Genomic DNA, 25,839 nt, shown 5'->3' with positions numbered 1-25,839 from the left:
AGCTCATGAGCCTGCGCGTCGCCGTCCAGATGGACCCGATCGAGACCATCAACATAAAGGGCGACAGCTCCTTCGCGCTGATGCTCGCCGCGCAGGAGCGCGGGCACGAGGTGTTCGAGTATCACGTGGGCAGCCTCACGCTCGATGCCGACGACCGGCTGTGGGCGCAGGCCGCGCCGGTCACGGTGCGCCGGGTCGAGGGCGATCATTTCGAGAAGGGCGAGACCCGGCGGCTCGACCTGGGGCGCGACGTGGACGTCGTCCTGATGCGGCAGGACCCGCCGTTCCACATGGGCTACATAACGGCGACCCACATGCTCGAGCGCATCCGGCACGAGACGCTGGTGGTCAACGACCCCGCCAATGTCCGCAACGCGCCCGAAAAGGTGATGGTGCTTAACTATCGCCGCTTCATGCCGCCGACGCTGGTGACGCGCAGCGTGGACGAGGTGCGCCGCTTCATGGCGCAGCACGGCGCGGTGGTGGTGAAACCGATCCACGGCAATGGCGGCAAGGCGATCTTCCGCGTGCCCGAAAGCGGCGACAACCTCACCGCGCTGTTCGAGGTGTTCAACCAGACCTGGCCCGAACCGCACATGGTCCAGCCCTTCCTTCCCGAAGTGGCGACAGGCGACAAGCGCATCGTGCTGGTCGACGGCGAGATCGCGGGCGCGATCAACCGTATCCCGGGCAAGGGCGAATTCCGCTCCAACCTCGCCATGGGCGGCAGCGCGGAGGCGACGCAGCTGACGACACGCGAACGCGAGATCTGCGAGGCGATGGGCCCGGATCTGAAGCGCCTCGGCCTCACCTTCGTCGGGATCGACGTTATCGGCGGCAAGTGGCTGACCGAGATCAACGTCACCTCGCCCACCGGGATCGTCGCGATCAGCAATTTCGACGGGACGGACGTCGCCGGCATGATCTGGGACGCTATCGAGGCGCGGGTCGCTGCCCTGAAACGGGAGGCTTGAACGAATGAGCCGCGCACGCGTTCGATACGCATGACCGATCTCATTCTCGAGGTGATCCGCCAGGGCGGCTATATCGGCATCTTCCTGCTGATGGCGATCGAGAACATCTTTCCGCCCGTGCCCTCCGAAGTCATCATGGGCTTTGGCGGCGTGTTGGTGGCGCGCGGGGAGATGGCCTTCGCGCCGCTGCTTATCATCGGGACCACCGGGACCGTCGCGGGAAATCTGTTCTGGTACTGGCTCGGGCGGCGCTGGAGCGAGGCGCAATTGCGCGCCTTCATAGACCGGTTCGGGCGCTGGCTGACTTTCGAGTGGGACGAATTCACCCGCGCGCGCGATTTCTTCCGGCGGCACGGCGACTGGATCGTCTTCGTCCTGCGTTTCTCGCCGGTCCTGCGCACCATCGTCTCGCTTCCCGCGGGACTGGCTGGCATGGGCTTCTGGCGCTTCTGCCTTTTTACCTTCCTCGGCTCGCTCATCTGGAATGCGCTTCTGATCCTCGGCGGGGCGGCGCTTTCGGGCCTGCTAGAGACCTATGAGGACATCGCCAGCATTGTGATCATTGCCGGCCTCGCGCTCGGCGTGGTGTGGTATGTCTGGCGGGTTGTGACGTGGGAACCGGCGGAGCGGGCCGAGAGCGAGGACTAGCTCTTCTTCGCCCGGGGATGGGCGAGACGATAGTTCTCCAGCAGGCTCGCCGCATCGACCTTCGTATAGATCTGCGTCGAACCCAGCGAGGCATGGCCGAGCAGTGCCTGCAGGCTGCGCAGGTCCGCGCCCGCGCCGAGCAGGTGGGTGGCGAAGCTGTGCCTGAGCGCGTGCGGCGTGGCGCTGTCGGGCAGGCCGAGCGCGCGGCGGGCCCCGGCCATCGCCTTCTGCACCATTCCGGGCGAAAGGGGCCCGCCTTTTGCTCCCCGGAAAAGCGGCTCCTTTGCCGATAGCGGCCACGGGCAGGCGGCGACATATGCGGTCACCGCCTCGCGGGTGACGGGGAGAACCGGCACGAGGCGCTGCTTGCCGCCCTTGCCGGTCACCTGCAGCGTATCGCCCAGAGGCACGTCGCGCCCCTGAAGCGATAGCGCCTCGGCGATGCGCAGGCCCGATCCGTACATCAGCAGCAGCACCGCCCGGTCGCGCGCGCCGATCCAGTCCTCGCGCGCGCTTTCCCCGGCAAGATCGGCGAGATTGACCGCGTCGTCGGGGGTGACGGGGCGGGGGAGGCCTTTCTTGAGGCGCGGGCCGCGCAGGCGCGGCGCGGTGGGGTCGGGGTCACCGCTTTCGGCGCGGGCAAAGGCGATGAAGGCCTTGAGCGCGGACAGTTCGCGCGCCGCGCTCGCATTGCCGAGCCCGCCCGCGCGTCGTTCCGCGATATGGCGGCGCAGGTCATGCGCCTCCAGCCCTGCGAGATCCTCGATGCGTTCAGCCCCGCGTGCGTGGACGATACGGCTCGCCGCCGCGACATAGGCGCGCACCGTATGGGGCGAGCGGCGGCGGCTCTCGGCGAGGTGGCGCTGCCACGCCCCGAGAAGCTCAGCCGCGCTCACGCCGTCACCAATGCGTCCGCGACGATTTCGCCGAGCAGCGCATCGAGCAATCCGCGTCCCGGCGGAGCGACCCCGATACGGCTGCCGCGCTCCCACACCAGACCGAGATCGCGCAAGCGGGCGAGGGCGCTCTCGTCCACCAATTCGCCGCGCGTCATGGCGAACCGCGCGGATAGCACGGCAAGGTCCACACCTTCGACAAGGCGCAGCCCCATCAGCAGTGCCTCTGCCGCCTGTTCGGGTGGGGGCAGGTGGCGCTGCTCGGCAATGCCGTGCCCTCGATCGGCTACAGCGGCGAGATAGTTCTCGGGCTTTTTATGCCGCTCCGTCGCGAACCCGCCTCGCCGGCCGTGCGCGCCGGGGCCGATCCCCGCATAATCCTGGTAGCGCCAATAGGTGAGATTGTGGCGGCTTTCCTCGCCCGGCCGCGCATGATTGCTCGTCTCATAGGCAGGAAGACCGGCCGCCGCAGTCATGTCCTGCGTGCAATCGAAGAGTCCGGCCGCTTCATCGTCGTCGAGCGGTGTGAACACGCCGCGCCGGACATCGGTGGTGAAACGCGTGCCCGGCTCGATCGTCAATTGGTAGAGCGAGAGATGCGACGTGCCCAGTGCCAGCGCCCGGGCAAGCTGTCTCTCCCATTCGCGCCGGCTCTGGCCGGGCAGGGCATAGATGAGATCAAAGCTGACACGCGCGAAATTCGCCTGCGCAACCTCCAGCGCCGCCAGCGCCTCGGCCGCACCGTGGAGCCGCCCGAGCCAGTGCAGCGTCGCATCATCGAGCGATTGCACGCCGAGCGACACGCGATTGATGCCCGCGCCCGCCAGCGCTGCGAAATTCGCCGCCTCGACCGAGGAGGGATTGGCCTCGAGCGTGATCTCGATCGCATCGTCGAAGCCCCAGAGCCGCTCAGCTTCGGCCAGCAGCGCTTCGACGAGGGCGGGCGGCATCAACGAGGGCGTGCCGCCGCCGAAAAAGATCGAGGTGAGCGTCTCGCCACCCGCGACCTGCGCTTCGGCGCGCATGTCGGCGATCAGGTCTTGCTGCCATCGGGAATGATCAACAGCTTGGCGAACATGCGAATTGAAATCGCAATAAGGGCACTTCTTCGCGCAGAAAGGCCAGTGGATGTAGAGGGCTCGGGCCAAGGGGCGTTGCGCTTTCAGGCTTTGGTAAGACGGTCCGCGTCATCATGTAGGCCATGAAACCCCTTGCGACAATTCTGGCCGGGTGCGCTGCGCTCGCCGCGCTGGTGAGCGCTGGCGATGCAGGCGCGGGCGAGCGGTCGGCTTCGGAGTCGGCGGGGGCATCGACGGGGGCATCGACGGGGGCGGAGGAAATCTGGCTAGCCGCCCACAACCGCGAACGGGCCGCGTTCGGCACTGCGCCCCTGCGCTGGAACCCGGAACTTGCCGCCGAGGCGCGCGGCTGGGCGGAGCGGCTCGCGCGGGCGAACGTGCTGCGCCATTCCTCGCGCGCTCGGCGAAACGGGACGGGCGAGAACCTGTGGATGGGAAGCGCCGGATATTACTCGCCCGCCGACATGATCGCCGCCTTCGCCGGGGAAAAGAGATATTTCCGTGCAGGCACGTTCCCCGATGTCTCGCGCACCGGCAATTGGGGCGATGTGGGGCATTACACCCAGATCGTCTGGGCCGATACGCGCGAAGTCGGCTGCGCGACGGCGCGGGGACGTGATCTGGAGGTTCTGGTGTGCCGTTACTGGCCCGCGGGCAATGTCATTGGCGAACGCATCGCCCCGGGGCGGATGGCCGCGCGCGACTAGACCCCGAACTGGTCGGCGACGAGCTTTGCGAAGGCGTCGGCGCGGTGGCTGATGGCGTGCTTTTCGGACGGGTCGATCTCTGCGAAGGTGTGCTCGCGACCTTCCGGCACGAAGACCGGATCGTAGCCGAAACCCATGTCTCCGCGCGGCGGCCATGTGAGCGAGCCTGTGCAGCGTCCTTCGTAGACCACCTGTTCGCCATCGGGCCACGCGATCGCCAGCACGCAGTGGAACGCCGCCGAGCGGTCGGCATCGGGGCCGAGCTGCTGGAGCATCCCCTCGACCTTGCCCATCGCCATGTACCAGTCGCGCCCCGGATCGCCCTCGAACCATTGGCGCTCTGCCCAGTCGGCGGTGTAGACGCCGGGCCGCCCGCCCAACGTTTCGACCGAAAGCCCGCTGTCATCGGCAAGTGCGGCCAGCCCGGAAGCCTGCGCGGCGGCGCGCGCCTTGATGAGCGCGTTCTCTACGAAGGTGGTGCCGGTTTCGGCCGGTTCGGGCAGCCCTAGCGACCCCGCCGAGAGGCATTTCATCCCGTAAGGTTCGAGCAGCGCGGCGATTTCCTTGAGCTTGCCCGCATTGTGAGTCGCGATGACGAGCGATCCGCCGCCGAGCTTTCTCGTCACTTCACTGCATCCCTTTGCGCCGCGAAGATGTCGTTGCAGCCCATCCGAGCAAGGCGAAGCAGGCGCAGCAGGCCTTCCTCGTCATAGGTCGCGCCTTCCGCGGTGGCCTGGACTTCCGCGATCTGGCCGCCGTCGATCAGGACGAAATTGGCATCGGCGTCCGCGCTTGAATCCTCGTCGTAGTCAAGATCGAGCACCGGCGTGCCCTTGTAGATCCCACAGGAGATCGCCGCGACCTGCGCGGTGATCGGATCCTCCTTGATCTCGCCCGCCCTGATGAGGCCGTCGACAGCGATCCGCAGCGCCACCCATGCGCCCGAAATCGCCGCAGTGCGCGTGCCTCCATCGGCCTGGATCACGTCGCAATCGAGCGTGATCTGCCGTTCTCCAAGCTTCCTCAGGTCGACCACGGCGCGCAGGCTGCGCCCGATCAGTCGCTGGATTTCCTGCGTGCGCCCGCTCTGTTTTCCGCGCGCCGCCTCGCGTGAGCCGCGGGTGTGCGTGGCGCGCGGGAGCATCGAATATTCGCCCGTGACCCAGCCTTCGCCCTTGCCGCGCATCCATGGCGGCACGTTGCGTTCGACGCTGGCCGTGCACAGCACCTTGGTGTCGCCAAAGCCGATTAGGCACGATCCCTCGGCATGCTTGGTAAAGCCGGTCTCGATCGCGATGGCGCGCATTTCGTCGGGGGCGCGGGAAGAGGGGCGCATGAAAGCTCCTGTCGTTTCGTTGTCTGCGGGCCGCTTGGCGCAATCGCGCCTTTCCGGCAACCCGGTGGTCCAAGACAAATTGAGTTTCCGCTCGGTTTTTCCTAGCTAGGCGCAATGGCATCGCCCCCGATCACCGAATTGAGCACCCGCGCGCGCGAGATCTTCCGTCTCGTGGTGGAGGGCTATCTCGACAGCGGGCAGCCGGTCGGATCGAAAACGCTGGCCAGCGACGGGACGCTGAACCTGTCGCCCGCCTCGATCCGTTCGGTGCTGGCCGATCTCGAAACGCTCGGCCTGCTTGCCGCGCCCCATACGAGTGCGGGCCGCATGCCGACCGAGGCGGGGCTGCGCATCTTTGTCGATGGAATGATGCGCGTTTCGGAGCCGACCGAAGAGGAGCGCGCCCAGATCGAGGCGCGGCTTGCCGGTGGGGGGCCTGTCGAACAGGCATTGCAGCAGGCAAGCGCGCTCTTGTCCGACCTGTCCGGCGCGGCGGGCATGGTGCTTGTCCCTGCGCGCGAGCAGCGGCTCGCCCAGTTCAATCTCGTCGACCTGGGGCAGGGCAGGGCCCTTGCCGTGCTGGTGGGCGAGGACGGGGGCGTCGAAAACCGGGTGATCGAGCTTTCGGGCACGCTCGATCCGGGCAGCCTCGACAGGGCGAGCAATTACGTCACCGCACGGCTTTCGGGGCGCACGCTGGTGGAGGCGGTGCTGGCGATGCGGGCAGAGATCGAGGCAGGCGAAAGCCAGCTCGACAACGCCAGCCGCGATCTCGTCGAACGCGGGCTTGCCGTGTGGAGCGAGGACAGCCAGCAGCGCCCGGTGCTGATCGTGCGGGGCGCAGCCAACCTGCTCGACGAGGCGGCGCTGGAGGACCTTGAACGGGTGCGCTCGCTGCTCGAGGATCTCGAGGACAAGCAATCGGTCGCCCGCCTGCTGGAAAGCGCGCGCGAGGCGGAGGCGACGCGGATCTTCATCGGCTCGGAAAACCGCCTTTTCGGTCTTTCCGGTTCCTCGGTCATCGCGTCGCCCTATCGCGACCGTGAGGGGCGGGTGCTGGGCGTGCTCGGCGTGATCGGGCCGACGCGGTTGAATTACGCGCGCGTGGTCCCCATGGTGGATTTCACGGCGCGGTCGCTGGGCCGGCGCATTGCTTGAAACTCATCAGATACACAGCTGGAAACACTTGGAAATGAACGAGAACGACAAGCCGCGCGACGAAGCGGCGGAAGCCGAACTGAAGGGCGTGCCCGAGGAATTCCTGAAGGATTCGCAGGACAGCGAAGAAGGCAAGGACGAAGGCAAGGGCGAAGATGGCGATGCCCTGTCCGAGGTGATCGCCCAGCTCAGGAGCGACCTCGAGGCGGCGAAGCAGGACGTGCTCTATGCCAAGGCCGACACGCAGAATGTCCGCCGCCGGATGGAAAAGGACATCCAGGACGCGCGCAACTATGCCGCGACCGGTTTTGCCCGCGACATTCTGAGCGTTGCCGACAATCTCACCCGCGCCATTCAGGCGGTCCCCGAAACCCTGCGCGAGGACGACAAGATGAAGGGCCTCGTCACCGGGATCGAGGCGACCCAGCGCGAAATGGAAAAGGTCTTCAAGAGCCACGGCATCGAACGCGTCCCCTCCGTCGGACTGCCGCTCGATCCGAACCAGCATCAGGCGATGATGGAAGTGCCCACCGACGAGCACGAACCGGGCACCGTCGTGCAGGAGATGCAGTCGGGCTGGATGATCAAGGATCGCCTGCTGCGTCCGGCCATGGTGGGCGTGGCGAAGAAGCCGGACTGAACCTCTTGCGGCAGGCAGCCGGAACCAGCCCGCCGGTCCATCCGTAGGTCCCGCAAGACAGGGGATCATTACGGAGAGACACCCATGAAGAAGCTGCTTATCGCCCCCGCGCTCGCCGCGAGCACTCTGACGCTCGGCGCCTGTGCGGAAAACTACGCCGCGGAAGGGGGCCTTGCCGGCGCTGCTGCCGGGGCGGGGCTTGCCGCGATCACGGGCGAGGACATCACCACCTACGCCCTGGCCGGGGCCGCAGCGGGCGGACTTGCGGGCTATTTCGTCGACAAGAACGACGATTGCGACGGCTATTACCGCGACGAATATCTCGACGACGACTGCTTCGGGCGGCGCGGCTATCCGGATGATCCGCGCTACTAGGTCGCGTTAACGGGGCGCTCTGCCCTGGAGGGTCGCACCGGGGAAGCGGACCAGCGCTTCATAGGCGCTCCTGTCCGCTACCCCGGCAAGGGTCGCACCGCGCCGCAGCAGGAAGGCGTGGCGCACGATCTCGGCCTGCTGCTCGATCCCGTAGGAACCGAGCGGCAGGCCGGGCTTCAACGCATAATCGTAGCGGCAGAACGGGTGGCGGCGGAGCACGAGATACCAGCTGCCGCGCGTCTGGGTCTGCCAGACATGGGTCAGTTCGTGGATGAGCAGGCCCTGCCGCATCAGGCCCTCGCGCGAGAAATCGTCGCAATAGGCGCTGCCTTCGGGGTGAAAGTGCAGGTGGCCGCGCGGGGCCATGGTGATCCGCTTGGGCTGGAAGGGAAACCATTTGCGCCGCCGGATCTCGACTGCCCCGTAATCGATCGCATCGCCGAACATGCCGCGCGCCAGCTCGACCTCGCCGGGCGTCAGCGCGCGCGAACCGCCTTTCGGACAGGCGGGCAGCGGCGGCCCGGCGCCGTTCCCGCCCGCGCCCGATGTCAGCGCTCTTCCCCGGCTTCGCGCACCTCGGCCTCGAATTCGTGACGCGCGCCGCCTGCGACGATCAGCGTCACTTTCGCCGTGCTTCCGGGCGAGAGCGCGTCGGACGGCTCGAACACCATGATGTGCTTGCCGCCCGGCTCGAAGGCGATTTCGGTTCCCTTGTTGAGCGGGATCGGATTCGCCGTGTTCATCTGCATCTTGAATTCGTATTCCATGACATCGTGGACATCGGCAGAGCCTGCGCCTTCCACTTCGGCGTTGCGGATCGCGATGCCTTTTTCTCCGTCATAGGAAAGATTGAAATAGACCGCCGCCGGATTGCCCTTCACCGGCGCGAGAACCAGCCGCGCGTCGGAAATCGTGATGCCCGGGATCTTTCCTTCGGCAGCGGTTCCGGCAGGCGTGTCGCCCTCGCCCGCGCAGGCGGCCAGGCCCAACGTCCCGGCAAGGATCGCGCAGGCTGCAAACGTGGTCTTCAATCCATTCCAATTCACTGTCGTCATTCCTTTCTCGTGCGCGCGGTGCACTAGAGCCGCCCATGTCTTGTGCCAAGCAAAACCGCTCCTATATCGCGCCCAGAACAGAGCCGCCTTGTGCCCTGCCGCCTTGATGGGGGGCGCTGCGTGGCGGTGTCCAACAACCAGCATATGGATGGGGTAGAAATGGGTAAAGTTATCGGCATCGACCTCGGCACCACGAATTCGTGCGTCGCCGTCATGGACGGGGGCAAGCCCAAGGTCATCGAAAATTCCGAAGGTGCGCGCACGACGCCCTCGATCGTCGCCTTCACCAAGGACGGCGAACGCCTGATCGGCCAGCCGGCCAAGCGTCAGGCGGTGACCAATCCCGACAACACTCTTTTCGCGATCAAGCGCCTTATCGGCCGCCGCTTTGACGATCCCACGACCAAGAAGGACATGGAGATCGTCCCCTACACCATCACCAAGGGCAAGAACGGCGATGCCTGGGTCAAGGCCGGCGGCGACGAATATTCGCCTTCGCAGATTTCCGCCTTCATCCTCCAGAAGATGAAGGAAACCGCCGAGAGCTATCTCGGCGAGACCGTGACGCAGGCCGTCATCACCGTTCCGGCATACTTCAACGACGCGCAGCGCCAGGCGACCAAGGATGCCGGGCAAATCGCCGGCCTCGAAGTCCTGCGCATCATCAACGAACCGACCGCGGCGGCGCTCGCCTATGGCATGGACAAGGACGATGGCAAGACCATCGCCGTTTATGACCTTGGCGGCGGCACGTTCGACGTCTCGATCCTCGAGATCGGCGACGGCGTGTTCGAGGTGAAGTCGACCAATGGCGACACCTTCCTCGGCGGTGAGGATTTCGACAATGCGATCGTCGAACACCTCGCCGACGCCTTCAAGAAGAAGGAAAACATGGATCTGCGCAGCGACAAGCTCGCGCTCCAGCGGCTCAAGGAAGCGGCGGAAAAGGCCAAGATCGAGCTTTCGAGCTCGGCTTCGACCGAAGTCAACCTGCCCTTCATCACCGCACGCATGGAAGGCGGTTCCTCCACCCCGCTTCACCTCGTCGAGACGATCACTCGTTCGGACCTCGAAAAGCTGGTCGGCGGGCTGATCGACCGCACTCTCGAGCCGTGCAAGAAGGCGATGCAGGACGCCGGCGTCTCCAAGGACGATATCGACGAGGTCATCCTCGTCGGCGGCATGACCCGCATGCCCAAGGTGCGCGAAGTGGTCGAGAAGTTCTTCGGATCGAAGCCGCATACCGGCGTCAATCCCGATGAAGTCGTCGCCATGGGCGCGGCGATCCAGGCAGGCGTGCTGCAGGGCGACGTCAAGGACGTGCTGCTGCTCGACGTGACCCCGCTTTCGCTCGGAATCGAGACGCTGGGCGGCGTGTTCACCCGCATGATCGACCGCAACACGACGATCCCGACCAAGAAGACCCAGACCTATTCCACCGCCGAGGACAACCAGAACGCGGTGACGATCAAGGTCTTCCAGGGCGAGCGCGAAATGGCCGCCGACAATAAACTGCTCGGCAATTTCGACCTCGTCGGGATCCCGCCCGCCCCGCGCGGCGTGCCGCAGATCGAGGTGACCTTCGACATCGACGCGAACGGCATCGTCTCGGTCAGCGCCAAGGACAAGGGCACGGGCAAGGAGCAGACGATCAAGATCCAGGCCTCGGGCGGCCTTTCGGACAGCGACATCGACCAGATGGTGCAGGATGCCGAGAAGTTTGCCGAAGAGGACAAGAAGCGCCGCGCCCAGGCCGAGGCCCGCAACCAGGCCGACAGCCTCGTCCATGCGACCGAAAAGCAGCTCGAGGAGCATGGCGACAAGATCGACGCCGGGCTCAAGAGCGAGATCGAAGGCGCCATCGGCGAGGTCAAGACCGCGCTCGAAGGTGACGATCCGGACGCGATCAACGCCAAGAGCGAGGCGCTGAGCCAGCTCGCAATGAAGATGGGGCAGGCGATCTACGAGCAGGAGCAAGCCGCTTCGCCCGACACCGGCGCCGAAGCAGCCGAGACCGCTTCGGACACTTCCTCCGACGATGAGGATGTGGTCGACGCCGAATTCTCCGAGGTCGACGAAGACAAGAAGGGCTGAGGCCCGATGGAACGCGCTCCGCCGCCGGCGCCGCTCCGCAAGGGGCGACGATCGGCGGCGGGCCTTTCCGGGCTGTAAACCGACATGTCCCAGACTCAGATCGACTATTACCAGACGCTTGGCGTGTCGCGCGATGCCGACGGCACGACCATCAAGAGCGCCTACCGCAAGCTCGCCATGAAGTGGCACCCGGACCGCAATCCCGGGGATGCCGAGGCGGAGGCGCGGTTCAAGGCAGTGGGCGAGGCCTATGAATGCCTCAAGGACCCGCAGAAACGCGCGGCCTATGACCGCTACGGCCACGATGCCTTTACCCAGGGCATGAGCGGCGGTGGCGGCGGTTTTGGCGGCGGCTATGGCGGACAGGAAGGCTTCGCCGATATCGGCGAAATCTTCGAGACCATATTCGGCAGTGCTTTCGGTGGGGCGCGCGGTCCCCGCACCCAGGCCCGGCGCGGGGCGGACCTGCGTTATGACATGCAGGTAACTCTCGAGGAGGCGTTCCACGGGAAGTCGACCGAAATCGAAATCGAGGTCAGCCAGTCCTGCGAAACCTGTGACGGATCGGGCGCGACCCCGGGCACGGGCGAGCGACAGTGCAATCTGTGCGGCGGCATGGGCGCGGTGCGCGCGAAGCAGGGCCTGTTCGTGGTCGAGCGGCCGTGCCCCACCTGCGCCGGCCGCGGCGCGGTGATCGAGGATCCTTGCAACGATTGCCTCGGCGAAGGCCGGGTCGACCGCCCGCAGGCGCTCAAGGTCGACATTCCGCCGGGCGTCGATACAGGCACGCGCATCCGCCTTTCGGGCAAGGGCGAGGCGGGCCAGCGCGGCGCGTCTCCGGGCGATCTGTACATCTTCATCCACGTCAAGCCGCACGACCTGTTCGAGCGCGAGGGCACGACGCTCGCGACCCGAGTGCCAATCAGCTTCACCACCGCCGCGCTTGGCGGGTGCGTGGAAATCCCGGACCTCGACGGATCGACCAACACGATCGACATTCCCGCAGGCATGCAATCGGGCAAGCAATTGCGCGTGCGCGGCGCCGGCATGCCGGTGCTGCAGGGCCGCGGGCGGGGCGATCTCGTGGTCGAAATCATGGTTGAAACCCCGACGAGGCTGACACGCAGGCAGAAGGAAATCCTGGAGGAATTCCGCGGAACGGAAACCGGCGACGAATGCCCCGAAAGCCGCAGTTTCCTGTCGAAACTGAAGGATGCCTTCGGCGGCTGATCGGCGCGCGGGTCAGCCCAGCCTGTTGTCCACTTCCGAACGGATCGTCGCCAGCAGGCCGGCCCCGCAGCGCCCGGCTTCGGCTTCCTCTTCCAGAATGGCGAGGAAAGCTTCGCGCTTCACCCTGCGGATGGTTTCCTTGCGGACCACGCTATCGAGCGTCGAGGCGACGAGGTCGATCATCCGTTCGGCTCCGTGGAGCCGTCCCCAAAGATAGTCGTTCTCACGGTAGAAGCGGCTGAAGAAGGCCCCGAAATTGTAGAATTCGACCCCGCGCAAGGTATCGCTCGTGCCTCCTTCGCGGATCGAGGTCGCATCCTCGGGCGAGATCCTGTCGACCTTGACCGGGTTGTATTCGTCGAGCCCCTCGCTCTGCAGCAGCGGCAGCGTTGCGACGTCGTAGAAGGGAAAACCGAGATAGGTGAGCAGCATGCGCCGCTTGAGATTGCGTGGCATCTCCTCGAGCGCGGCGGCGAGCATTTCCTCGGCCGCGATGTCGGTTTCGGGAAGGAGACGGCGCGCGGCCAGGTGGTCGAGCACCGCACCCGGATCGTCAAGCACATGGCGCGCGGCTTCGGCGAAATCCGCGCTCAGCATCTCGCTGTCATCGGCTGCGTAATAAAGGGCGAGAATGTCGTAGATCCGCTCACGCGCGAGGTCGAGTGCATCGTCGGGAATCTCGGGGTCGATCTCCCAGTCGCGCGACAGGCGCCGGGCAAGCAATTGCAACCTGCGGATGCGAAAGCCGATATCGTGCGCGCGAAAGAAACGGATCGCCTCCTCGCTCGCCGCGCCGTCCTCTCCCGTCAGTGCATCGATCCCGCGTGCGGCCAACTCGGCCCGCAGCACCTCCTCGACCAGGCTCGCATCGCCAAGGCCGAGTTCGGGCGCAGCAGCGAGCGTCAGTTGGGCGAGCCGATCCACGATCCCGGAGAACTTGGTCTGGACATAGGCCGAAAAGGCATACCCCGCGCGCGCACCGGCGGCTTCGTGTGCGCGGCCTCGCCAGATCGCGAGGCGCCGCGGGGTGGGCCGATCAAGGAAGAAGGTTCGCCCAAACAGGCGTTCCACCGCACGATCGATCTCGGGCCGCATCCCCATGACGATCCGGCGCAGCCGTTCGGCATCGCGCGATTGCTGCTCGATCCGTTCGAGGTCGTCGCGGATCGGCTGTTCGCGCGGAATGGTCGAAAGCGAGCCGAAGATCGCGCCGAAAAAGCCGACCTCATGGCCTGCATCCTCCCGCAGCGAACGGAGCCGGTTGGGGCGCGGATCGATATAGACGAAGCGCCGGTCGACTTCGCGCTGGGCAGAACGCCCGCCCAGCGCGCGCAGGGCCGCGCCGAAGGGTGCGTTGACCAGCACCGACCCGTCGATCAGCGCGACCTCTTCGACCGTGCCCTTCTTCACATGGCCCGGCATGATGCGGGCGAGGAACGCCTCGCGCCCCTGCCAATGGTGGCCCTCATTCGCGGCGAGACGGTCGATCTCGGCCAGTTCGAGCGGGGGAAAGGCCCCCGGAAAGCTCGCCGTTGCGCGCGCTGCCAGCACCAGTTCGAGCGGATCGGCGATCCCCTCTCCCCCGCGCTCCCCGACTTTCGAGCGGAAGGCGATCGGCATGCGGTGTTCGGTTTCCTGAGCGATCGCCGGCGAATGAAGCCGCAGCAATTCGACATGGCCCCGGAAATCGGTCGCGGTCACGGCAAGATCGAGCGGGTGGCCCGGCGGCAGCAGCGGCGGGCCGGGCGGCTCGGCCGCCATGCTTGCCAGCGCCTCGTAGAGCATGCCGGAAAAGCGGTCGCCCGAGAAGGGCGGGCTGAACCAGCGCCCGCGGACGAGGCGCGAGACCTTGTGACGCACTTCGGCGCGGGTCTCGGGCGAGACGCTTTCGCTCACCGCATTGCCGGGGCGGGTGAGAAACCATTCGGCGATCGGCTGGGCCCAGAACTTGGCATAGCGCCACATCGGCTCGGCATCCGGATCGGTCAGCTCTGAGACATCCGCATTCTCGAGCCAGAGATCGGTCAGCGGTTCGAGGCTGTGGCCCGAATGAAGCGCCTGCGCGAGGAAGATCGCATTGATGCCGCCCGCGCTCGCGCCGGTCAGGATGTCGGGCAGGACGCGCACGCGCAGCTTTTGCTCGCGCTCGATCTCCTCGAGGAAATCCCGGTAGACTTCCGCCACGCCCGAAAGCGCGCTTGACTGGTCGGGATGCGAAAGGTGCGCGCGGCTCGCCCGGGCGAGGTGCCAGATCTCTTTCGTGACGCCGTGCATGTAGACCGCGAGGCTGACCCCGCCATAGCATACAAGCGCTAGCCTGAGTTCCTTCTGGCGCATGGTGAAGCCCCTAAAGCATGGGCGCGCCAATGCAATTGCGTTCAGTCTTTGTTCCGGTTACAGGAGCGCCATGGCGAAGGCGAAGAAACGATATGTGTGCCAGGCCTGCGGCAGCGTTTCCTCGCGCTGGCAGGGTCAATGCGGCGACTGCGCGGAATGGAACAGCATCGTCGAGGACGTGCCCGCGACGGTCTTTTCGCAGAAGCACGACCTGTCGAGCGGGGGGCGCAGGCTCGAATTCGTGCCCCTCGACAAGGAAACCCCGCTTCCCGTCCGCAAGACCACCGGGCTGGCCGAATTCGACCGTGCTCTGGGCGGAGGGCTGGTGCCCGGTTCCGCCGTGCTGATGGGCGGCGACCCGGGGATCGGCAAATCGACGCTGCTGCTGCAGACCGCGGCGACCATCGCGCGAAGCGGCGCCGACGTGGTCTATGTCAGCGGGGAGGAGGCCGCCGGGCAGGTGCGCCTGCGCGCGGCGCGCATGGGGGTGGCCGATGCGCCGATCAGGCTCGCCTCCGAAACCTCGGTGCGCGACATCCTGACGACGCTGGGTTCGGGCGATCCGCCGGCGCTGCTGGTTATCGATTCTATCCAGACCATGCATTCCGACACGATCGAAGGCGCGCCCGGCACGGTCAGCCAGGTGCGCGGCTGCGCGCTGGAACTCATCCGCTATGCCAAGGCGAGCGGCTGCGCCGTGGTGCTGGTGGGCCATGTCACCAAGGACGGCACAATCGCGGGCCCGCGCGTACTCGAACACATGGTCGACGTGGTCATGAGCTTCGAGGGCGAGCGCAGCCACCAGTACCGCATCCTGCGCGCATTGAAGAACCGTTTCGGCGCGGTCGACGAAATCGGCGTGTTCTCGATGGCATCGGAAGGGTTGGAGGAGGTCGCCAATCCTTCCTCGTTGTTCCTGTCGGGCCGGGATCAACCGCTCGCCGGCAGTGCGGTCTTTCCGGCGCTCGAGGGGACGCGGCCGGTGCTGGTGGAGATCCAGGCGCTCATCGTTCGTCTGCAATCGGGCGCGACCCCGCGCCGGGCGGTCGTGGGATGGGACAATGGCCGGCTGGCCATGCTGCTTGCGGTGCTGGAATCGCGCTGCGGACTGAACTTCTCCTCCGCCGAGGTCTATCTCAACATCGCGGGGGGATACCGCCTGTCCGACCCAGCAGCCGATCTCGCGGTTGCCGCCGCGCTCGTCTCGGCGCTCGCCGACCGGCCGCTGCCCGAAAAGGCGACCTTTTTCGGCGAGGTCTCGCTTGCGGGCGAGATCCGCCCGGTCGCGCACACCGAACTGCGCCTGCGAGAAGCGAAGAAGCTAGGCTTCGCGCGGGGCTATGGTCCGCGCGATGCGCGTACCGGAACGACACAGATCGACTATCGCGGTCTTACCGGCCTCATGAACCTCGTTGACCAGGTGGTGACCAGCGCATAACCGGATTCGCACATGACCGGGTTCGATCTCATTGTGCTTATCGTCGTCGGCGTGGCCGCGATCGGAGGCTTCCTGCGCGGGCTGGTGCAGGAAGTCTTGAGCCTTGCCGCATGGGTTCTAGCCGCATTTTCGATCTATTACCTCCACACTCCGCTGACCCAGGCTCTGCGCCAATGGTACGATGCCGAGCCGGCGACACCGATCCTCGCCTTCGCCCTGCTGCTGCTCATCCCCTATGCGGCGATGAAGGTGATCGCCAGCAATGCGGGCGAAGCCTCGCGCGGGTCTATCCTCGGGCCGATCGACCGCGTTCTGGGTTTTGGCTTCGGTGCGGTGAAGGGGGCGCTGATCATGGTCTTCGCCTTCTCGATCCTAGTCCTCGGCTTCGACGAGATCTGGAGCTTCAAGGGGCGCCCGACCTGGATCACCACCGCGCGCACCTATCCCGCGGCCGATGCCTTTTCACAGGCGCTGGTGCAGATGATCGACGATCGCCGGGCCGCCCTTCGTGCCGAGGAAGAAGCGGCTGCGCAGGCGGCGGAGGAACAGTGACCGGCGCGTCCTCCGGAGCTTCGGAAAAGCTCTATTCGCCGAGCCTTCTCGCGCTAGCGGCTTCGCTTGCCGATTATCCGCTGACGGACGATTTCGCTCTTCTGGGCGAGGGCCGTTCGCGCACCTGCGGGTCGACGATAGCGATCGGGCTGGAGCCGGATGGGGAAGGGCGCATAACCCGGATCGGCATGCAGGTCGCTGCCTGCGCGGTCGGGCAGAGTTCTGCGGCGATCCTCGCCGGCGGCATTGGCGGGCGATCGCGCGACGATCTGGCCGCGGCAGCCCGGAGAATCGAAGCTTGGCTCGAAGGCGCGGGCGACCTGCCCGACTGGCCGGGCATCGGGGCACTCACTCCCGCGCGCGACCACCCGGGCCGGCACGGCGCACTGCTCATGCCGTGGAAGGCCGCGCTCGACGCGCTTTCATAAGCGGCCGCCAGCGGCTAGGGAGGCTGCTTTCGTGTCACGTCATGGAAGACCGGGCGCCTCCCTGCGTCCGGAGGGGAACGGGATCAGATGGCAGAAGCACAGGCAGGAGCGGGCGCTCCGCTGACCGGAGAAACCGCGGCGGTCGCGCAGCGCGAGCCGACGGACAAGGAAATCAGGCTCGTCATCGGCGCATCGAGCGCAGGCACGATCTTCGAATGGTACGATTTCTTCATCTACGGAACGCTCGCCTACATCCTCAAGGACGCCTTCTACGATGTCGAAAACGACACGCTCGGCTTGTTGCTGGTCTGGTCGACCTTCGCGGTCGGTTTCGCCTTCCGCCCGATCGGGGCGATCCTGTTCGGCTTTCTCGGCGACAGGCTGGGGCGCAAATACACCTTTCTCGTCACCGTCACACTGATGGGGATTGCGACCGCTGGGGTCGGCTTCATCCCCACGGTCGACACGATCGGCGTGGCCGCGCCCATCATCGTCATCGGCCTACGCGTCATCCAGGGCCTTGCACTGGGCGGCGAATATGGCGGCGCGGCAATTTATGTGGCCGAACATGCCCCGCCGGAGAAACGCGGTTTCTACACCAGCTTCATCCAGGCGAGCGTGGCGGGCGGTTTCGTCCTGTCGATCATCGTCGTCCTTGCCTGCCGTTTCATCATCCCTGAAGACGATTTTGCCGCCTGGGGCTGGCGTGTGCCGTTCCTCCTTTCGATCGCGCTGCTCGCGATTTCGCTGTGGATGCGGCTGATGCTGTCGGAAAGCCCGGTATTCCAGGCGATGAAGGCCGAGGGGCAGATCTCGGGCAATCCCTTTGTCGAAAGCTTCACCTATCCCGGCAATCCCAAGCGCATCTTCGTCGCCCTGTTCGGGATCACCGGCGTGCTGACGACGATCTGGTACACGGCTTTCTTCTCCGCGCTCAGCTTCCTCAAGGGGCCGATGCATGTCGATGCGCAGACGGTCGAGATCATCCTGCTCGTGGCGGGCGGCATCGCGATGAGTTTCTACCTGATCGTCGGCAAGTGGTCGGACCGGGTCGGGCGCAAGAAACCGATCGTGATCGGCGCCGCGCTTGCTCTTGCGCTTCTCTTCCCGGCTTTCTGGGGCATGGGCCAGCTCGCCAATCCGGGTATCGCCGAAGCGGCCGAACGCACGCCGATCGCCGTCTCTGGCCCTGCCTGCGTGACCGATCCCTTCGCCGAATTGTTCGACCGCGAACAGACCCGCTGCGGCAAGGTGCTCGAAACGCTCACCGCTTCCGGCGTGCCCTACACGCTCGAAGCAGGCGCAAGCGTGCTCACGCTGACGGCCGGAGGCGAGGAAATCGCGCTTGAAGAGCAGTGGTTCGAGGACGGCGCCGCGCGGCGCGAGGGCATTCACGCCGCGCTTTCGAGCTACGGATTCGATTTCTCGAAACAGCAGCCGCCCGCTGCCAACGTGCTCGGCATCATCGGCATATTGCTTGGGCTCGGCATGCTCTCAGCGCTGACATATGGTTCGGTCGCCGCGCTCTTGTCCGAGATGTTTCCGCCCAAGATCCGCTATTCCTCGATGTCGATACCCTACCATATCGGCGCGGGTTATCTTGGCGGGTTCCTGCCTCTCATCGCCGGGGTGATCGTCGCGAGCACGGGGAATATCTATTCGGGCCTGTGGTACACATGGATCGTGGTCGGTTTCGGCCTGATCGTCGCGCTGTGGGGCATCCCGGGTGGCCCGCCGCGCGATTTCGAAGATCGCCATGAGGCCTGACGCGCCGGCGCCCACGCTTCGGCTGGAGATCGACGAAGACGCGCTGGCGGCGAATTGGCGCGCGCTAGATGCGCTTTCGGGAAGTGCCGCGGCGGGTGCGGCGGTCAAGGCGAATTGCTACGGGCTCGGCGTCGGCACTTGCGTGCCCGTGCTGCGCCGGGCGGGATGCCGCCATTTCTTCGTCGCCCACTGGAGCGAGGTCGCCGATGTCACGGCGCATGTTCCGCCCGAAGAGATCGCCGTGCTGCACGGTCCCGTCACGCGCGCCGAAGCGGATTACGCCCGGACGGTGGGCGTCGTTCCGGTCATCAATTCGCCCGACCAGGCCCGTCACTGGATCGAGGCCGGGGGTGGTCGCTGCCACGTCATGGTCGATACCGGGATCAACCGGCTCGGCGTAGCCCCGCGCGACCTCGGCGATCCGGCGATCCGCGCGCTCGATATCGACGTCCTCATGAGCCACCTTGCCTGCGCGGACGAGGACAGCGCGATGAACCTCCGCCAGCTTGAAGCCTTTCGCGCCGTGATCGACCAGGTCCCGCATCGCCGCGCGAGCCTTGCGAACAGCGCCGGGATCGCCCTCGGGACCGATTACGCCTTTGACCTCACCCGTCCGGGCCTTGCGCTCTATGGCGGCGTGCCGAGCGATATGCTGGCCCGGCATGTGCGGCCGGTCGCGCATGTCCGTGCCGCCCTGATCCAGTGCCGCGATATCGAGCCGGGCGAGAGCGTGGGCTACAACGCCCAATTCACCGCGCGCACGCCGATGCGCACCGGTACCGTCTCGCTCGGCTATGCCGACGGATTCCTGCGGGCGCGCGGGCCGGGTAATGCCTTTTTCAGCGAAGGGCGACGCCTGCCAATTCTCGGCAAGGTCTCGATGGACATGGTCGTCGTCGACCTTTGCGATGCGCCCGATCTTTCGGCCGGCGATTGGGTGGAGGTGCCTTTCGATCTTGTCGATGCTGCGCAGCAAAGCTCTCTTTCGCAATACGAATTGCTCACCAGCCTCGGCTTGCGCCTGAAGGCCTGAGAGCTTTGTGTTGCGCTGCACATTGTGCAGATGCTAAACTCGCAATCCTTTTTACGGGCAGGGATGCGATCATGGCACGCAAGACAAAAGAAGCCGCCAACGGCGAAGCGATCATCATCAAGAAATACGCCAATCGCCGCCTCTACAACACGTCCTCCTCGAGCTACATAACGCTCGACGATCTTGCCGGAATGGTGCGTGAGAACATCGAGTTCCAGGTGCTCGACGCCAAGACCGGGGACGACATCACCCATTCGATCCTGACCCAGATCATCATGGACGAAGAAGCCAATGGCGGCCAGATGCTGCCCGTCAGCTTCCTGCGCGAACTGATCGGGATGTACGGCAATTCGATGCAGGCGATGATGCCCTCCTATCTCGAGGCGAGCATGGAGAATTTCCGCCAGAACCAGGCCAAGATCCGCGAGGCCTTCGAAAAGGGGCTGAGCGCCAGCCCGCTCGCCGCAATCCACGAGACGAACATGGCGATGATGCGGGCTGCGACCGGCGCGTTCATCCCGGGCGCCAAGGGTGCCGGGGACAGGGCCGCTCGCCGCGGCGACAATGACGGCGGCGCATCGAAGGACGAGATCGCCGCATTGCGCGAACAGATGGCGGCGATGCAAAAGAAGCTGGACGAATTGGGCAAGTAGGACCTAGGGCGCGCGCCGGGCGCGACCCCGCGCGCGTTTTCCAACCCCTCCCAGCCAGCAGGAACCAGACGCCCGTGTCCCAGATCCGCCACGCGCTCAACGTCAAGCGCGAAGACGATTTCGCAAAATGGTATCAGGAGGTCATCGCCGCCGCCGATCTCGCCGAGGAATCGGGCGTCCGCGGCTGCATGGTGATCAAGCCTTGGGGCTATGGCATCTGGGAACGGGTGCAGCGCCTGATGGACGACCGCATCAAGGCCGCCGGCATTTCCAACGCCTATTTCCCGCTTTTCATCCCGCTTGCCAATTTCACCCGCGAGGCGGAACACGTCGAGGGTTTTGCCAAGGAAATGGCGGTCGTCACCCATCACCGCCTCATCGCCGATGGCAAGGGCGGGCTGATCCCCGATCCGGATGCGAAGCTTGAGGAGCCGCTCGTCGTACGGCCGACGTCGGAAACGATCATCGGCGATGCGATGGCGCGCTGGGTCCAGAGCTGGCGCGACCTGCCTTTGATGCTCAACCAGTGGGCCAATGTGGTGCGCTGGGAGATGCGCACCCGCATGTTCCTGCGCACCAGCGAATTCCTCTGGCAGGAGGGCCATACCGCGCATGAAAACCGTGAGGATGCGCTCAGTGAAACCCACCGCGCGCTAGAAATGTATCGCGCCTGCGCCGAAGAGGATCTCGCGCTGCCCGTGATCGCGGGCGAGAAGCCGGAGAACGAGCGGTTCCCCGGTGCGGTCGAGACCTGGTCGATCGAGGCGATGATGCAGGACGGCAAGGCGCTTCAGGCGGGAACCTCGCATTATCTCGGGACCAATTTCGCGCATGCCGCAGGGATCCAGTACCAGGACCGCGAGGGCGCCCAGCAATATTGCCACACGACGAGCTGGGGCACGTCGACCCGGCTTATCGGCGGGGTCATCATGACGCATGGCGACGACGATGGCCTGCGCGTTCCCCCGCGGATCGCCCCGCACCAGGTCGTGATCCTGCCGATGCTGCGCGACAGGCCGGAGGACGGCGCGCTGCTCGACTATTGCGAGGCGCTGCGGGCAGAGCTTGCCGCGCAGTGGGCGATGGGAGAGCCGGTTCGCGTGCTGCTCGACAAGAGCCCTGGCAAGGCTTCGGCCAAGCGCTGGGACTGGGTGCGCAAGGGCGCGCCGGTGATCCTGGAGGTCGGCCCGCGCGACATGGAAGGCGGCAAGGTCGCGATGCTGCGCCGCGACGCGGTCTGGAACATGGAAACCGGCAAGCCCGCCATGCACTTCGTCGCGCGCGGGGAATTCACCGCATCGGCGGCGGCGCTGCTGGAGGAAATCCAGCGGGGCCTGTTCGAAGAGGCGCGCACGCGGCGCGATGCCAATATCACGCGCGGCCTTGCGAGCTGGGACGAGGTCCGCTCCTTCTTTGCCTCCAACGGCAAGTATCCGGGCTGGGTCGAGGTCGAATGGGCGAAGCCCACTGGCGCTGCGCTCGACGCGGTGGTGGAAAAGCTGAAGGGTGAGAAGCTCACCATCCGCAACGTGCCGAAAGACGCCCAGCCTCCCGAGGGGGCCTGTCTCTTTACCGGTGACAGGGCAGTCGAGCGGATCCTGGTCGCGCGCGCCTACTGAGCTTGCGTTCCCGGCGCTTTCCCGCAAGAAAGCCGCGCATGATCAAACGCATTGCCCTTGCGGCCGCGCTCATCGCGGCACCGCTCGCCGCCCAGTCCGATGGAAGCCCCGCCGACGAAGTCTCGGAAGAGCGCCTGCGCGCCGACATGGACACGATTGTCGGCTTCGGCACGCGCCACACCCTGTCTTCGCAGGACGATCCCGAACGCGGCGTTGGGGCGGCGGTGAACTGGGCGCTGGATGAATTCCGCCGCATCGGCGCGACATGCGGCGGTTGCCTCGACGTGCAGCCGGTCGGCAAGGTTGTCGAAGCGGACGGGCGGCGCATCCCCGCACCGACGCTGATCCGCAACGCCGTCGCGATCCAGCGCGGGACCGAGCGGCCGGACGAGGTGATCATCGTCCAGGCGCATTACGACAGCCGCGTCACCGATCCGCTCAACGCCACCGACGACGCGCCGGGCGCGAACGATGACGGGTCGGGTAGCGTCATGGTGCTCGAAGCGGCGCGGCTGCTGTCTCAGAACGACTATCCCTCGACCATCATCTACGCCCTGCTGACAGGCGAGGAGCAGGGGCTCTACGGCGCGAACATCCTTGCCGACTGGGTTGCCGAGCAGGGCTTTACCGTCAAAGCGGTGCTCAACAACGACATGATCGGCAATAGCTGCGGTTCGGACGGGTTCTGCGATGCGAAGCACGTACGCGTCTTTTCCGAAGGGCTTCGCGCCGATTCGACCAAGCGCCTGCGCGCGCTCCAGCGGCGCTATGGCGGCGAGAATGACAGCCCGGGGCGTAATTTGTCGCGTTGGCTCGCCAATCTTGCTGCCGACAATCCTGAAGGAATGCAGGTGCGGCAGATCTGGCGGACCGACCGGATGGGGCGGGGCGGGGACCAGATTCCCTTCCTCGACCGGGGCTATCCGGCTGTGCGCGTGACCGTTGCGGTCGAGGATTACGAACACCAGCACCAGGACCTGCGCACCGAGGACGAGGTGAAATACGGCGACACGGTGGATGAGCTCGACTGGGATTACCTGACGCGGGCGACCAAGCTCAACGTGCGCGCGCTGCACCACCTCGCGATGGCCCCTATGCCGCCGAAGGTGACGGCGGACGCGGCGGTGCGGGTGGATACGCAGATCGCATGGCAAGGCGTTCGCGGAGCCGACCAATACAAGCTTCGCATTCGGCGAACTGACGAACCCCATTGGCGTCCCCATGCCGAGCCGGGCCCTGAAGCAGAGGGTGCGAATCTGATGATGATGACCCCGCACGGCGGGTCGGGCAAGGAGCTCGCGCTCACCATCCCATTGCGGGGCGACGATTGGCTGTTCGGCGTTCAGGCCTGCAACGGCGACTACTGCTCGCCCGTCTCGACCGCCGTTCCCGGCGGCGCTTTCGAACCCGTCGAACGGCCCGAGGGTGACAGCGACTGACACCGTCTCCATATGGGTGGGCAACATGACAAGAAGCTCTCCCAAACACCCCCAGGGCCTGCCGACGAAAAAGCAGGTCCTCGACTTCATCCAGTCCTCCGACACGCCGGCGGGCAAGCGCGAGATCGCTCGTGCGTTCGGCCTGAAGGGGCAGGAGAAGATCAAGCTGAAGGCGCTGCTCAAGGACATGGCCGAGGAAGGCCTGATCGACGGCAAGCGCACCGCCTATCACCGCATGGGCGGCGTTCCCAAGGTGACTGTCCTGCGCGTCGTCGACATCGAGGACGGCGAGGCGATCGCAATGCCCGACAATTGGGAACCCGATGCCGAGGAAAAGCCGCCGCGCCTTACCCTTCGCGAGATGAAGGGCAAGGGCGGCAAACGTGCCCCCGCCCTCAAGCGCGGCGACCGGGTGCTTGCGCGCACCGAGGAGCGCGAGAGCGGCTGGATCGCCTTTCCGATGAAGAAGCTGCCCGCGCGCTCCGAAGGCCTGCTCGGCGTGGTCGAGATCGACAAGGCGGGGAAGGCCTGGCTTGCGCCCGTCGACAAGCGCATTCGCAGCTCCTCCCCCATCAGCGATGTGGGCGAAGCCGAAGCAGGACAGCTTGTCCTGTGCGAACGCACGGGCCGCTCCGAACGCTCGGGCGTCAAGGTGATCGAAGTCATCGGCGACCCGCTCGCCCCTGGCGCGTTCAGCCTCATCGCCATCGCCAAGCACGGCATCCCGCACATATTCCCCGACGCGGTGCACGAAGAAGCCCGGCGCGCCAGCAATCTCAAGCTGTCGGAATCGAAGCGCGAGGACCTGCGCCAGCTCCCCATCGTCGCGATCGATCCTGCCGATGCGCGCGACCATGACGATGCCATCTGGGCCGAACCCGACGGGAAAGGCGGCTACAACGCGCTCGTCGCGATCGCCGACGTCAGCTTCTATGTCCGCCCCGGCAGCGCGCTCGACCGCGAGGCGAGGAAGCGTGGCAATTCGGTCTATTTTCCCGACCGCGTCGTGCCGATGCTGCCCGAGATCCTTTCGGCCGATGTCTGCTCGCTGGTCGAGGATGAGACCCGCGCCGCCATGGCCTGCCACCTGCATATCGATGGGGAAGGCAAGGTTACGAAATTCCGCTTCACCCGCGCGCTGGTGAGGATCCACCACAACATCGCCTATGAAGACGCGCAGCGGGAAGTGGATTCGGGCAAGCCGCCCGAATATCTCGAACACCTGTGGGGTGCATGGAAGCTGCTTGCCGCAGCGCGGCACAAGCGCGACCCGCTCGAACTCGACCTGCCCGAACGGCGCGTGCAATTGAACGACAAGGGCGAGATCGACGAAATCGCCGTGCGCGAACGGCTCGATGCGCACCGGGTGGTCGAAGACTTCATGATTGCCGCCAATGTCGCCGCGGCCAAGGCGCTTGAGGCGAAGAATGCGCCCGTTGTCTATCGCATCCACGAAACACCCGCCCGCGAGAAGCTGATCGCACTGCGCGACTATCTTCAGACCTTGGGCATGAAGCTCGCATTGGGGCAGGTCATCACGCCCGGCCTGTTCAACCGGATGCTCAAGGACGTCTCGGACGAGGCCGAGAAGGCGCAGGTCATGGAGGCCGTGCTGAGAAGCCAGATGCAGGCGTATTACGGCCCCGCCAATGCCGGGCATTTCGGCCTTGCCCTGTCCTCCTATGCCCATTTCACGTCGCCGATCCGGCGCTATTCCGACCTTCTGGTGCACCGTGCGCTGGTTGACGCCTACGGGCTCGAACAGCCCAAGCCGCCCGGATCGCTGCCTGCGACCACCGGCCTTTCCGACCGTGACCGATCCAACCTGTCGCAGATCACCGACGCGATCAGCCAGACCGAGCGCCGCGCGATGGAGGCCGAGCGCGACACGATCGACCGCTATGTCGCCGCCTGGCTTTCGGGCCGGGTGGGCGAGACTTTCGACACGCGCATCACCGGGGTCCAGGGCTTCGGTTTCTTCGCCACGATCGAAGGGCTGGGCGGGGACGGCCTTGTTCCGATATCCACATTGGGAAGCGAATATTTCAGCCATGACGAGGCTGCCCACGCGCTGATCGGGGAGAAGTCCGGTACGCGCTTCACGGTGGGCGACAGGCTCAAGCTCAAGCTCGCCGAAGCCAATGCGCTTACCGGCGCATTGAAGTTCGTGCTTCCCGACAGCGACACCAGCGCGATCGAGCCACGCGGTCGCAGGCCAGAGAGAAAGCCGCGCCGCGACGCTCAGAAGAAGGCTGGCAATCACACGGTCGGCAAGCGCGGACGCCCCGGCAATATCCGACATCAGGGGCGGCGCCGGAAATAGGCACTTTGGAACAGGTGGGCAGGGGCGCTCATTGGTTTTACGAAGCCAAGGAGAACCC

24 protein-coding genes are annotated in these 25,839 nt (G+C 65.8%); 17 read left to right on the top strand and 7 right to left on the bottom strand.

What is annotated here, in order from left to right:
* Window positions 1-5 precede the first annotated feature (5 nt).
* Together gshB and Ga0102493_RS07880 are read left to right on the top strand one after the other, a co-directional pair.
* Window positions 6-974 carry a glutathione synthase gene (gene gshB / locus Ga0102493_RS07885; protein ID WP_034901464.1) on the top strand — a complete coding sequence of 323 codons (969 nt, stop codon included), beginning with the start codon at window positions 6-8 and terminating at the stop codon, window positions 972-974.
* Window positions 975-1,004: 30 nt separating this feature from the next.
* Window positions 1,005-1,622, top strand: coding sequence for a DedA family protein (locus tag Ga0102493_RS07880; RefSeq protein WP_034901465.1), 618 nt, complete (start codon window positions 1,005-1,007; stop codon window positions 1,620-1,622).
* On the opposite strand, the gene Ga0102493_RS07875 is transcribed toward Ga0102493_RS07880, so the two are convergent.
* Together Ga0102493_RS07875 and hemW are read right to left on the bottom strand one after the other, a co-directional pair.
* Window positions 1,619-2,518, bottom strand: a complete 900-nt coding sequence (locus tag Ga0102493_RS07875) for a tyrosine recombinase XerC (RefSeq protein WP_034901467.1) — start codon at window positions 2,516-2,518, stop codon at window positions 1,619-1,621. The genes Ga0102493_RS07880 and Ga0102493_RS07875 overlap by 4 nt on opposite strands.
* Window positions 2,515-3,666: a radical SAM family heme chaperone HemW gene (hemW, locus tag Ga0102493_RS07870; RefSeq protein ID WP_034901469.1), complete on the bottom strand. Its 1,152-nt coding sequence runs from the start codon at window positions 3,664-3,666 to the stop codon at window positions 2,515-2,517. The genes Ga0102493_RS07875 and hemW overlap by 4 nt, the downstream gene beginning before the upstream one ends.
* Window positions 3,667-3,719: 53 nt before the next feature.
* Here hemW and Ga0102493_RS07865 point away from each other — a divergent pair, with 53 nt between their 5' ends.
* Entirely contained in the window at window positions 3,720-4,304 is a 585-nt protein-coding gene (locus tag Ga0102493_RS07865; protein ID WP_034901471.1) for a CAP domain-containing protein, read from the top strand.
* On the opposite strand, the gene rdgB is transcribed toward Ga0102493_RS07865, so the two are convergent.
* On the bottom strand, window positions 4,301-4,930 hold the full coding sequence (rdgB, locus tag Ga0102493_RS07860) for an RdgB/HAM1 family non-canonical purine NTP pyrophosphatase (RefSeq protein WP_034901473.1): 630 nt from the start codon (window positions 4,928-4,930) through the stop codon (window positions 4,301-4,303). The two genes, Ga0102493_RS07865 and rdgB, sit on opposite strands and share 4 nt — an antisense overlap.
* The gene (rph, locus tag Ga0102493_RS07855; protein WP_034901910.1) at window positions 4,927-5,640 is read right to left on the bottom strand and encodes a ribonuclease PH; all 714 of its coding nucleotides are present in this window, start codon (window positions 5,638-5,640) and stop codon (window positions 4,927-4,929) included. The genes rdgB and rph overlap by 4 nt, the downstream gene beginning before the upstream one ends.
* 114 nt (window positions 5,641-5,754) lie before the next feature.
* Between rph and hrcA the strand changes: the two genes are divergently transcribed.
* The 3 genes from hrcA to Ga0102493_RS07840 all read left to right on the top strand — a co-directional run bounded on the left by hrcA (window position 5,755) and on the right by Ga0102493_RS07840 (window position 7,813).
* Window positions 5,755-6,798, top strand: a complete 1,044-nt coding sequence (gene hrcA, locus Ga0102493_RS07850) for a heat-inducible transcriptional repressor HrcA (RefSeq protein WP_034901475.1) — start codon at window positions 5,755-5,757, stop codon at window positions 6,796-6,798.
* A 34-nt stretch (window positions 6,799-6,832) separates the two neighbouring features.
* On the top strand, window positions 6,833-7,438 hold the full coding sequence (gene grpE, locus Ga0102493_RS07845; protein WP_034901476.1) for a nucleotide exchange factor GrpE: 606 nt from the start codon (window positions 6,833-6,835) through the stop codon (window positions 7,436-7,438).
* An 84-nt stretch (window positions 7,439-7,522) separates the two neighbouring features.
* Window positions 7,523-7,813 (top strand): glycine zipper domain-containing protein, encoded by a 291-nt coding sequence (locus Ga0102493_RS07840; protein WP_051697641.1) that lies wholly within the window; start codon window positions 7,523-7,525, stop codon window positions 7,811-7,813.
* Window positions 7,814-7,819: 6 nt separating this feature from the next.
* Here Ga0102493_RS07840 and Ga0102493_RS07835 read toward each other — a convergent pair whose 3' ends face one another.
* Window positions 7,820-8,260 carry a hypothetical protein gene (locus Ga0102493_RS07835; RefSeq protein WP_051697643.1) on the bottom strand — a complete coding sequence of 147 codons (441 nt, stop codon included), beginning with the start codon at window positions 8,258-8,260 and terminating at the stop codon, window positions 7,820-7,822.
* 101 nt (window positions 8,261-8,361) lie between these two features.
* Complete coding sequence (locus Ga0102493_RS07830) at window positions 8,362-8,868, bottom strand: copper chaperone PCu(A)C (RefSeq protein WP_081845542.1); 507 nt, start codon at window positions 8,866-8,868, stop codon at window positions 8,362-8,364.
* A 159-nt stretch (window positions 8,869-9,027) separates the two neighbouring features.
* Here Ga0102493_RS07830 and dnaK point away from each other — a divergent pair, with 159 nt between their 5' ends.
* Window positions 9,028-10,962 carry a molecular chaperone DnaK gene (gene dnaK / locus Ga0102493_RS07825; RefSeq protein ID WP_034901482.1) on the top strand — a complete coding sequence of 645 codons (1,935 nt, stop codon included), beginning with the start codon at window positions 9,028-9,030 and terminating at the stop codon, window positions 10,960-10,962.
* 84 nt (window positions 10,963-11,046) lie between these two features.
* Window positions 11,047-12,192 carry a molecular chaperone DnaJ gene (gene dnaJ / locus Ga0102493_RS07820; RefSeq protein ID WP_034901484.1) on the top strand — a complete coding sequence of 382 codons (1,146 nt, stop codon included), beginning with the start codon at window positions 11,047-11,049 and terminating at the stop codon, window positions 12,190-12,192.
* A 12-nt stretch (window positions 12,193-12,204) separates the two neighbouring features.
* Here dnaJ and Ga0102493_RS07815 read toward each other — a convergent pair whose 3' ends face one another.
* Window positions 12,205-14,529, bottom strand: coding sequence for a patatin-like protein (locus Ga0102493_RS07815; protein ID WP_034901486.1), 2,325 nt, complete (start codon window positions 14,527-14,529; stop codon window positions 12,205-12,207).
* A gap of 70 nt (window positions 14,530-14,599) precedes the next feature.
* On the opposite strand from Ga0102493_RS07815, the gene radA reads away from it, so the two are divergent.
* The 9 genes from radA to rnr all read left to right on the top strand — a co-directional run bounded on the left by radA (window position 14,600) and on the right by rnr (window position 25,781).
* Window positions 14,600-15,967: a DNA repair protein RadA gene (radA, locus tag Ga0102493_RS07810; protein ID WP_034901487.1), complete on the top strand. Its 1,368-nt coding sequence runs from the start codon at window positions 14,600-14,602 to the stop codon at window positions 15,965-15,967.
* A 12-nt stretch (window positions 15,968-15,979) separates the two neighbouring features.
* On the top strand, window positions 15,980-16,519 hold the full coding sequence (locus Ga0102493_RS07805; protein ID WP_034901489.1) for a CvpA family protein: 540 nt from the start codon (window positions 15,980-15,982) through the stop codon (window positions 16,517-16,519).
* Complete coding sequence (locus tag Ga0102493_RS07800; RefSeq protein ID WP_034901492.1) at window positions 16,516-16,947, top strand: iron-sulfur cluster assembly scaffold protein; 432 nt, start codon at window positions 16,516-16,518, stop codon at window positions 16,945-16,947. Before Ga0102493_RS07805 ends, Ga0102493_RS07800 begins: the two co-directional genes overlap by 4 nt.
* Before the next feature lie 87 nt (window positions 16,948-17,034).
* Entirely contained in the window at window positions 17,035-18,714 is a 1,680-nt protein-coding gene (locus Ga0102493_RS07795; protein ID WP_081845543.1) for an MFS transporter, read from the top strand.
* A complete protein-coding gene (gene alr / locus Ga0102493_RS07790; RefSeq protein WP_034901494.1) occupies window positions 18,704-19,747 on the top strand; it encodes an alanine racemase in 1,044 nt (347 codons plus the stop codon). Before Ga0102493_RS07795 ends, alr begins: the two co-directional genes overlap by 11 nt.
* A 71-nt stretch (window positions 19,748-19,818) precedes the next feature.
* Window positions 19,819-20,400, top strand: a complete 582-nt coding sequence (gene phaR, locus Ga0102493_RS07785) for a polyhydroxyalkanoate synthesis repressor PhaR (RefSeq protein ID WP_034901496.1) — start codon at window positions 19,819-19,821, stop codon at window positions 20,398-20,400.
* A 74-nt stretch (window positions 20,401-20,474) separates the two neighbouring features.
* Window positions 20,475-22,019, top strand: coding sequence for an aminoacyl--tRNA ligase-related protein (locus Ga0102493_RS07780; RefSeq protein WP_034901500.1), 1,545 nt, complete (start codon window positions 20,475-20,477; stop codon window positions 22,017-22,019).
* Window positions 22,020-22,057: 38 nt separating this feature from the next.
* Window positions 22,058-23,458: a M28 family peptidase gene (locus tag Ga0102493_RS07775; protein WP_174544535.1), complete on the top strand. Its 1,401-nt coding sequence runs from the start codon at window positions 22,058-22,060 to the stop codon at window positions 23,456-23,458.
* Window positions 23,459-23,483: 25 nt separating this feature from the next.
* Window positions 23,484-25,781 carry a ribonuclease R gene (gene rnr, locus Ga0102493_RS07770; protein ID WP_034901502.1) on the top strand — a complete coding sequence of 766 codons (2,298 nt, stop codon included), beginning with the start codon at window positions 23,484-23,486 and terminating at the stop codon, window positions 25,779-25,781.
* Window positions 25,782-25,839: the final 58 nt, after the last annotated feature.

It is taken from the genome of Erythrobacter litoralis, assembly GCF_001719165.1.
Taxonomy (GTDB): domain Bacteria; phylum Pseudomonadota; class Alphaproteobacteria; order Sphingomonadales; family Sphingomonadaceae; genus Erythrobacter; species Erythrobacter litoralis.
The sequence above is the reverse complement of the archived record's forward strand: the minus strand, read 5'-3'. Positions and strand labels throughout refer to the sequence as shown.